Origin of the sequence: Oceanivirga miroungae (genome assembly GCF_902505095.1) — a bacterium.
Taxonomy (GTDB): domain Bacteria; phylum Fusobacteriota; class Fusobacteriia; order Fusobacteriales; family Leptotrichiaceae; genus Oceanivirga; species Oceanivirga miroungae.
In genome coordinates, this window is record NZ_CABWIB010000001.1 from 246237 (window position 1) to 254379 (window position 8143).

Consider the following 8143-nt stretch of genomic DNA (forward strand, 5'->3'; position numbering starts at 1 on the left):
CACTATATGAAACACACGTAAAGATTTTAAGGAGATATCATGAATTACTTAGTAGTTATAAATAATATAATAAATTATCTTGAAAAAAATTTAGGAAGTGAGATTGATAAAAAATACATATCAGATACATCTGCACTTCCTTATGATATTATTTCAAGATTATTTACTATACTCACTGGATTTTCAATACATCAGTATTTTAGAAATAGAAAACTTAGCGAAGCTGCAAAAACACTTAGTGAAAATAGCGAAGTAAAAATAACAGAGTTAGCTTTCTTATATGGATATGATTCGCTAGAGGCTTTTAACCTAGCTTTTAGAAAATACCATGGGAAAGCTCCATCAAGTGTTTTAAAAGGGGCTTCGTATAATTATTTAACACCTTTAGAACTTCAATTAAATGTTTTAGGCGGAGATAAGTTGAATGTTAAAATAGAAACTATTAGTGATTTAGAAGTAAGTGCACTTAGAATTTCAGAAGCAAAAAAAATAAAAAAAGAAGATATAAAAAGTATATGGGATGACTTTAAATTAAAAATTGATGAAGTTATTGATCACAAAACAATAGATATATATGAAATTATATGCGATGACAGCAATAATGTACCTACGTATTATGCAGCTTGTAGTAAATTAGATGATAAATTAAATAAAAAACTAAATCTTAAAAGCTTAATAATACCTAGTAGGCAGTATGCCATATTCACAATAATAGGTTCTGTTGATGATCAAATAGAAAAAGTTATACAAAATATATTAAATACATTTTTTGATTTAGAAGATAATAATAAATATTTTTCTCCTGAATTTGCTTACTATAAAGCAGGTAATAGATTTGATGAGAAATATGAAATTAAATTCTGTATTGCAATCTAAAAAAGGAGGAAATTTATATGAAGGAAATAAAAAAATTAAAGCAAAAGTGTTTTGCTATTATTATTTCATTAGCGTTAATATCAACTTGGTATGTTCCTAGTATCATATCTAGTTTTATAACAGACAAAAAAGTAGTAGTTAAAAAAGGTGAAAAAGGTTCAATAAAATCATTTGATTTAGAGATTAAATTTGATGCACCAACTAATTGGGAAAGATCAAGACAGGAATCAGACGCCATAATAAAATACGAGTCTAAGGATGAAAAAGCTAAAATAGTTGTAGAAGTACTATCAGATTCAACTGATTTTAAAGTGACTTTAGATAGATACATAAAAAATAAAAATAGAGCTAATAAAGCAATTGCTTTAACAGATGAAAAAGTAGAAAAAAACGGATTTAAAGGTAAATACTTTTATGTTGTAGAACCAATAAAACAACTTTTTGGTAAAGGTGCTGTTTTATATAAAAATGGGACATTTTTATCAGTAATTTCTTATGGAAATGAAAAAGAAGCTACAGATAATTTAATGAAAATTTTAGATAGCTTAGAATGGGAGGCAATATAAATGTTAGATAATAATAATGTAGTAGAAAGAGAATTTTTTAGACCAGATTTAGCAACTTGGTGGATATTTTGTTTGTTTGTAGCAATATGTGGAGCAGGTGTTAGTATAGAATTTGCAAGTGGATTTATAGACACTTCTTATACAATTAAAACTCTAATTCCTTTATTTATTATTACAGCTTTAATATTTATTTCTATAATATTAATTGCAGATCCATATAAGGCTCGTAGAAATTTTGTTTTACTAATTTCTTTTATAGGAGGGTCTACTATAGCAACATATTTATCTTTACTAGGAAACGGTGAAATAGATAATATAGTAATAAATCTTTTACCAGATGGTAAAGGTCTTGAGTGGTCAGCTGCTATTGCGGGACCAACAACAGAAGAGTGGTCAAAAATGCTTGTAATAATTCTTGTTATGTTAATAGCATATAAAACTCTTGTAAGACCAATACATGGTTTTTTAGTTGGTGCATTTGTAGGTTTAGGCTTTCAAATGTTTGAAAATGTAAGTTATGCTACTAATAGTGCTTTAAGTAATGCAAATAGTGATTTAATGGGAGCTTTATCAACTACAATAATGAGATCTCTTGTAGGTATCTCATCTCACTGGCTATATTCAGCAATTATAGGAGTAGGGGTTGCAATTCTTTTAAATAGAACTATTCATAAAAAGAGTTTAAAAAAACGTATATTATTATTTATTGCATTTTATTTAATAGGATATTTTTGCCACTTTATATGGAATTCTCCACTTGGGTCTTCAAGTATTATAGGGTCTTTATTAATTCCTGTAAAAGTTATATTATGGATTGTTATTTTATACTATGTAGCAAGATATGCACTAAAAGAAGAAAGAGAGTATTTAAATCAAGTTAAGGATAAAATTGATTTATCTACATTTAAATATGATAAAGAATTATTAAGTAAAGCAATTTTAGATAGAAAAAATAGAAAGAAATTCTACAAGGTATTCAAAAAGGAAAAAGGGAAAGAAGAGTTAAAAGCATTAAAAAATGAACAAAATATTTATCTTGAAATGTTGCAGGAAACGGGAATAATAAGAGGCTAATATATGGATTATTTAGCTATATTAATAGAAGTTATAGAATATATAGAAAGTGATATAAAAAGAGCTATAGACAAGGAATACATTAGTATTAGGTTTGGAGTATCTTATGAAACTTTATCAAGAGTTTCTAGCATATATATGGAAGGCATTACCTTAACAAAATACATTAAATATAGAAGATTAAGTGAAGCTTGTAATGAATTATTAGAAACTAATAATATGATTAGCGATATGGCTATTCAATATGGGTATCAATCTAGTAATGCTTTTTCAAATGCTTTTAAAAAATATCACGGGAATTCGCCATTAGATGTAAGAAATGGTGCAAGCTATAAGAAGTTTTTATTTAATAGCACAAAACTTTATGAAAAATTAAGTGAAAAAGTAGTAATTACTGTGGAAAATATTAAATCCTATGAAGTAAGTGCTATAAAAATTGGAAACTATAAAGATTTAATAGAAAAAAAGGTTGATTTCTCATCGCTTTGGAATGATTTTACAAATGATAACGAGAAAAAAACTATGTTAAAAGATAAAAATGTATATGAAATTATTGATATAGATAACAAAAAAGAGGCTATATACTATATAGCATTTGAAAAACTAGATAAGAATTTAGAAAAAAGTTTAAATATGAAACCACTAAAAATTAAGTCTAGTAAATACACGGTATTATCAACAAAAGTAGCTGCAAGATCAAATTTGATGCCTAAAATTTTGGATTATGTTGTATCAAAATTTTTAAGCGAAGATAATAGAAAAAATCCTAGTCAAAATAGATTTTTATGTGCAAAATCACCTGCCTGGGGCAGTGTTGATTTCGACTTAAAATACTATATAGATATGGAATAATACATTTAGACCTCATTATTTTTTTACGAGAATGATTATGTACTGTAAAAAATAAATGTATTATACTTAAAGAAAAAACAAAAAAGGAGAAAAGATGTTTAAAGAAAGAAAAGACGCTATAAAATATAGTGGTATGGGAAAAATTATTGGATTAACTTTACTAATGTTTCTTTTAGGAAATATAGTAATAGAGGGAGTAACAAGTATACTAGGTGACTTAGTATTTGGAGCTAGTGAAAGCCAAATATCTATAGGATCTACTTTTGCTATGATTTTAAATGTAGTAATAATGACAGTAATTATGATGCTAGTTAGTAAAATCAAATTAAAAGACTTAGGTCTTGATTCAAAAGCAGTTATAAAAAATATATTAATAGGTGCTATCAGTGGGATACTTGTATTAACAGTTGTTGGACTTAGTATAAAGATGATGGGAGCAGTAACTATTGTAAGTGTATACAAATCAAGTTATTTAAAAATGATAATAGTTTCTCTTATATTTTTTATCTTTCAAGGAACATTCGAAGAATTAGTATTTAGATCATTTATAATGACGCAATTATCTAAAAAGTTTGGTGATTTTTTAGGTATTATATTAAGTGCCCTGTTATTTATATCAGTACATTTATTAAATCCAGGTATAAGCTACATGGCAATATTAAACCTATTAATAGCTAGTATTGTATTCTCAATGGTTTACTATGTTTGGGGAAATCTATGGTTATCAGGATTAGCTCATGGGCTTTGGAATTATACGCAAAGTGTAATATTTGGATCATCAGTTTCTGGTTTAACTTTAACTGAAAAGGTACTATTATCTACACCAGTTAATGGAAAAGACCTTATATCTGGTGGAGTTTATGGTTTTGAAGGTGGAATAGTTACAAGTATTATGGGTATAATTTTAATTGTAGTTTTAATTATAGTAGCTATGAAAAAAAATAATTGTAGTTGTAAGGTGGTAAAATAATGACGAAAAATCAAAGAATAGCAGTAATAACAACTGTAATTTATACACTGATAATGTCTATGGGTATGTTTGTAATGCATAATATAGTTGGATTAGACTATTCTAATTCTAATATGGTATATACCCTAGTATATTTTGAAATTGCAATGACAATTTTAACAATAGTAGTATATAGAAAATATTTTAAAAATAAGGCTTTTAACAAACCAAAAAATAAACCAAGAAAGATATTCTTGTTTGTATTTGCTGTTATGATATTAGGATCTTTAGTGTTAGCATACCAATATTTTATTAATGCAACATATAGTCCTACAAAAAATAAGCTACTGCTTATGGCTATAACAACAACTATGTTAGTTGGTTTTTCAGAAGAACTTATGTATCGTGGTATAGTATTACCTGCATTTTTAGAAAACCATTCTAAATTTAAAACAATACTAATTTCATCTGCATTTTTTTCATCGCTACATGCGGTTAATATTTTAGGTGGATTTGAACTAACAGGAGTAATATCACAAGTAGTAGTTACATTTTTTGTTGGTATAACATTTGCGTGTATATTTACTGAAATAAAAAGTTTATTACCATTAATAATATTTCACGGATGGTGGGACTTTTTATCAATTGGTGGAGGAGCAGTAACAGAATCAAAAATAACTGGAGCAATAACAGCTGCTATTGTTGTTTTTGAAATATTAATGGGACTTATCATGTTATTTACAGTTATAAGAAAAGACGATAAAATAAAAAAAATGGAGAATTTAGAAAATGAATAAAAAAATAATGAGTCTATTAGGAAGTTTAGTAGTTTTAACTACAGTTTCTTGTAGTACAACAAGTATAGAAAAAAAAGAAGTTAAGAAAAACTCATATATTCAATTAATGACTGAAAAATTTTCAGAAAATAATAGAAATACTGGAGTAGTAGTATCAATAGAAAAAGATGGAAAAACTAGTGTATATAAAAGTGGATATGCTAATTATGAAACTAAAAAACTTGTAAATGAAAATGACTATTTTGAAATAGGAAGTGCTAGTAAATTATTTACAGCAATAGCTATAATGCAATTAGTAGAAGATAAAAAGTTATCATTAGATACAAAAATAAGTAAATTTTATCCATCGGGAGATATTGTTAAATTAGCTACGTATAAAGGAAAAAACTACTGGGATACAATAACAGTAGAAATGCTTTTAAATCACACAACAGGATTTATAGATTACTTAAATGTACACGGGTCATCTGATAAAGTATTAGAGTTATATAATCATTCAAATGAAGTATTTAGTTTTGATGATTTAATAAAATTATCAACTGACTATGGTGATGCACAATTTAAACCAGGAGATAGCTTTGCATATTGTAATACAAACTACGTAATTTTAGGTGATATTATAAGTAAAGTATCAGGGATGAATTGGAAAAAATATATTAAGACTAATCTATTTGAAAAAGCAGGATTAAAAGATACATATTTAGGATCAGAATTACCAAAAGAAATAAAAGATAAAGTTATAACAGGATATTACGATGATTTAGAAACTAAAATGCCATTTAGTTTAGCTTCAAGTGCAGGAGAAATAGTTTCTACTCAAAAAGATTTACAAAAATTCTTAAGCTTCTTTATAAGTGGTAAGTTTTATAAAGATAAAAAAACTTTAGATATACAATTAAATAGAGGAAAGCATAGTATGCAAGAAGGAAAAGGGATGCCTATTTATAGCTTAGGAGTAACTGAGTTTTTAGGTGGATATGGACATAATGGACAAACATTAGGATTCCAATCATTTGTGGCAGCTAACCCAACAACAAAAACTAATTATGTTTTACTTATGAATAATGCAAATGCAAATAGTATGATGCTATATGTTATGCTTGTAAATGCTCTAGCACAATTAGAAAAAAATTAAAATAAGACAGGAAGAAAAATAATGGATAGTATGAAAGAAAATATATGGTCAAAAAAAGGGAAAATTATATGGTTATATACAAAATATCTAATAATTACAAAATTAATTACAGCTACATTATTATTACCTAGTTTTTCGTTTATAACTTCAAAATTAGTACACTTAAGTGGTAGAACTAATTTAACAAGTGGGAATTATAAGGGATTTATACTTAGTATATATGGGCTACCTTTAATAGTTATAGGTGTATTATTACTAGCTGTAATTTTAGCAATAGATATAAATACCTTTATAATAACAAGTGCATTAATAGAAGAAGGAAAATTAAATATAAAACTAAAAAGTGTTTTAATAGAAGCTATTAAATCTGTAAAACATTTTTTCTCACCAGTTGGTATGATAATGGTACTATTTGTGGCTTTTGCAATGCCTTTAATAGGTCTTGAAATAAAATTAGGTCCATTAGAAGAATTTAAGATTCCAAATTTCATAACATCCGTTATATTTGGAAACACTTTATATTTATCAATATATATAATTTCATTACTATTATTATTTATTATTGCTATCACATACAGTCTTACAATACACTTTATACTAATAGATGGGCAAGATATAAAAAAAGCACTTAAAAGTTCTAGACTTTTTATGAAAAAGTACTGGAAAACTTTTATTAAAGACTATATTATAAAAATAATAAAACTAACTATAAAAAGTGGTATAGCTATTTTAGTATTTGTACTAATAGCATATATATTTGATATTGTATTTAGTAGATTCTATACAAACGATAATGTTTCATTTATTATGCTACTATTAGCGCTATCTGAAATAATTGGGTATATAGCCTTTTTAGCAGTACCATTAGCAATTTCACATTTAACAGAACTATTTTATGAGTACCACAAAAAAGAAGGTAAAATACTGAAATTAAAATTAGTACCTGAGGAAGAATTAATTGTAAATGAAAAATGTTCAAAAAATATAAGTATGAAAACAAAGGCTGAAATATTTTTACTTTTATGTGCAATATTTACATTCAACTGGGTAGCAGCTAGTTTAACTGAAAAATATTTTGATCAAATATTTAAAATAAATAAATCAATTCAAATAGTTGCCCATAGAGCAGGAGGAGATTTAGAAGCTGAAAATACTGTAGAAGGTGTAAAAGAAGCTATAAAAGAAAACGCAAGCTTTGTAGAAATTGATGTTCAAAGAACAAAAGATGGTAAATATGTAATAAACCATGATGCAACTTTTAATAGAACTGCAGGAGTTGATAAAACTCCAATGGAGATGACTTTTAATGAAATAAAAGAGTTAGAAGTTGAAAATGCATTCGATTTAACTAAACCAAATAGAAAGGTTGCAAGTTTTGAAGAAATATTAGATGCAGCTAAAGGTAAAATTGGTGTATTTGTAGAATTAAAAGAAAAAAGTGCAGATTATAAGATGGTAGATGATGTTGTAAAAATTATTAAAGAAAAAAATATGTTAGATGAGTGTGTTATTTTATCACTAGATTACGATTTAATTGAATATACACATGATAATTACCCAGAAATTAAAACTGGATTTTTATACTTCTTCTCAACTGGAGATTTAAAAGATTTAAAAGCAGATTATTTAATAATGGAAGAAGGAGAAGCAAGTCATAGTAGAGTTTCTGAAATACATGAAGCTAATAAAAAGGCAATTGTATGGACTGTAAATACAGAAGAATCTATAGATAGATTTATAAAATCTAATGTTGATGGAATAATAACTGACCATGTACTTTTACTTAATAAGGCAAAAGAAGAAGTTAAAAAAAGAACTCATTTAGAAATAATAATAGATTCATTTAGAGAATAATTAAAAGCTTAGGGAACACCTAGGCTTTTTGTTATAAAGA

General features: G+C 26.2%; 8 protein-coding genes. All 8 read left to right on the forward strand.

Translation table 11 applies throughout. The features are described 5' to 3' along the window. The first annotated feature begins 39 nt into the window (after positions 1–39). The 8 genes from OMES3154_RS01360 to OMES3154_RS01395 all read left to right on the forward strand — a co-directional run bounded on the left by OMES3154_RS01360 (position 40) and on the right by OMES3154_RS01395 (position 8103). Complete coding sequence (locus tag OMES3154_RS01360; RefSeq protein ID WP_156683035.1) at positions 40–876, forward strand: AraC family transcriptional regulator; 837 nt, start codon at positions 40–42, stop codon at positions 874–876. A 17-nt stretch (positions 877–893) separates the two neighbouring features. Next, the gene (locus OMES3154_RS01365) at positions 894–1442 is read left to right on the forward strand and encodes a hypothetical protein (RefSeq protein WP_156683036.1); all 549 of its coding nucleotides are present in this window, start codon (positions 894–896) and stop codon (positions 1440–1442) included. Then, positions 1443–2516, forward strand: a complete 1074-nt coding sequence (locus tag OMES3154_RS01370) for a PrsW family intramembrane metalloprotease (RefSeq protein WP_156683037.1) — start codon at positions 1443–1445, stop codon at positions 2514–2516. A gap of 3 nt (positions 2517–2519) precedes the next feature. Further along, positions 2520–3368: a helix-turn-helix transcriptional regulator gene (locus tag OMES3154_RS01375; RefSeq protein WP_156683038.1), complete on the forward strand. Its 849-nt coding sequence runs from the start codon at positions 2520–2522 to the stop codon at positions 3366–3368. Positions 3369–3462: 94 nt separating this feature from the next. Then, a complete protein-coding gene (locus OMES3154_RS01380) occupies positions 3463–4338 on the forward strand; it encodes a CPBP family intramembrane glutamic endopeptidase (protein ID WP_156683039.1) in 876 nt (291 codons plus the stop codon). Then, positions 4338–5114: a CPBP family intramembrane glutamic endopeptidase gene (locus OMES3154_RS01385; protein ID WP_156683040.1), complete on the forward strand. Its 777-nt coding sequence runs from the start codon at positions 4338–4340 to the stop codon at positions 5112–5114. Before OMES3154_RS01380 ends, OMES3154_RS01385 begins: the two co-directional genes overlap by 1 nt. Beyond that, positions 5107–6249 (forward strand): serine hydrolase domain-containing protein, encoded by a 1143-nt coding sequence (locus tag OMES3154_RS01390; RefSeq protein ID WP_156683041.1) that lies wholly within the window; start codon positions 5107–5109, stop codon positions 6247–6249. The genes OMES3154_RS01385 and OMES3154_RS01390 overlap by 8 nt, the downstream gene beginning before the upstream one ends. 21 nt (positions 6250–6270) lie before the next feature. Then, a complete protein-coding gene (locus OMES3154_RS01395; protein ID WP_156683042.1) occupies positions 6271–8103 on the forward strand; it encodes a glycerophosphodiester phosphodiesterase family protein in 1833 nt (610 codons plus the stop codon). The last annotated feature ends 40 nt before the right edge of the window (positions 8104–8143 follow it).

What these genes read in the sequence shown, in the direction of transcription:
- OMES3154_RS01380 (WP_156683039.1), top strand. Translation starts at nt 3,463, where the DNA reads ATGTTTAAAGAAAGAAAAGACGCTATAAAATATAGTGGTATGGGAAAA.
- OMES3154_RS01395 (WP_156683042.1), top strand. Translation starts at nt 6,271, where the DNA reads ATGGATAGTATGAAAGAAAATATATGGTCAAAAAAAGGGAAAATTATA.
- OMES3154_RS01385 (WP_156683040.1), top strand. Translation starts at nt 4,338, where the DNA reads ATGACGAAAAATCAAAGAATAGCAGTAATAACAACTGTAATTTATACA.
- OMES3154_RS01365 (WP_156683036.1), top strand. Translation starts at nt 894, where the DNA reads ATGAAGGAAATAAAAAAATTAAAGCAAAAGTGTTTTGCTATTATTATT.
- OMES3154_RS01375 (WP_156683038.1), top strand. Translation starts at nt 2,520, where the DNA reads ATGGATTATTTAGCTATATTAATAGAAGTTATAGAATATATAGAAAGT.
- OMES3154_RS01360 (WP_156683035.1), top strand. Translation starts at nt 40, where the DNA reads ATGAATTACTTAGTAGTTATAAATAATATAATAAATTATCTTGAAAAA.
- OMES3154_RS01370 (WP_156683037.1), top strand. Translation starts at nt 1,443, where the DNA reads ATGTTAGATAATAATAATGTAGTAGAAAGAGAATTTTTTAGACCAGAT.
- OMES3154_RS01390 (WP_156683041.1), top strand. Translation starts at nt 5,107, where the DNA reads ATGAATAAAAAAATAATGAGTCTATTAGGAAGTTTAGTAGTTTTAACT.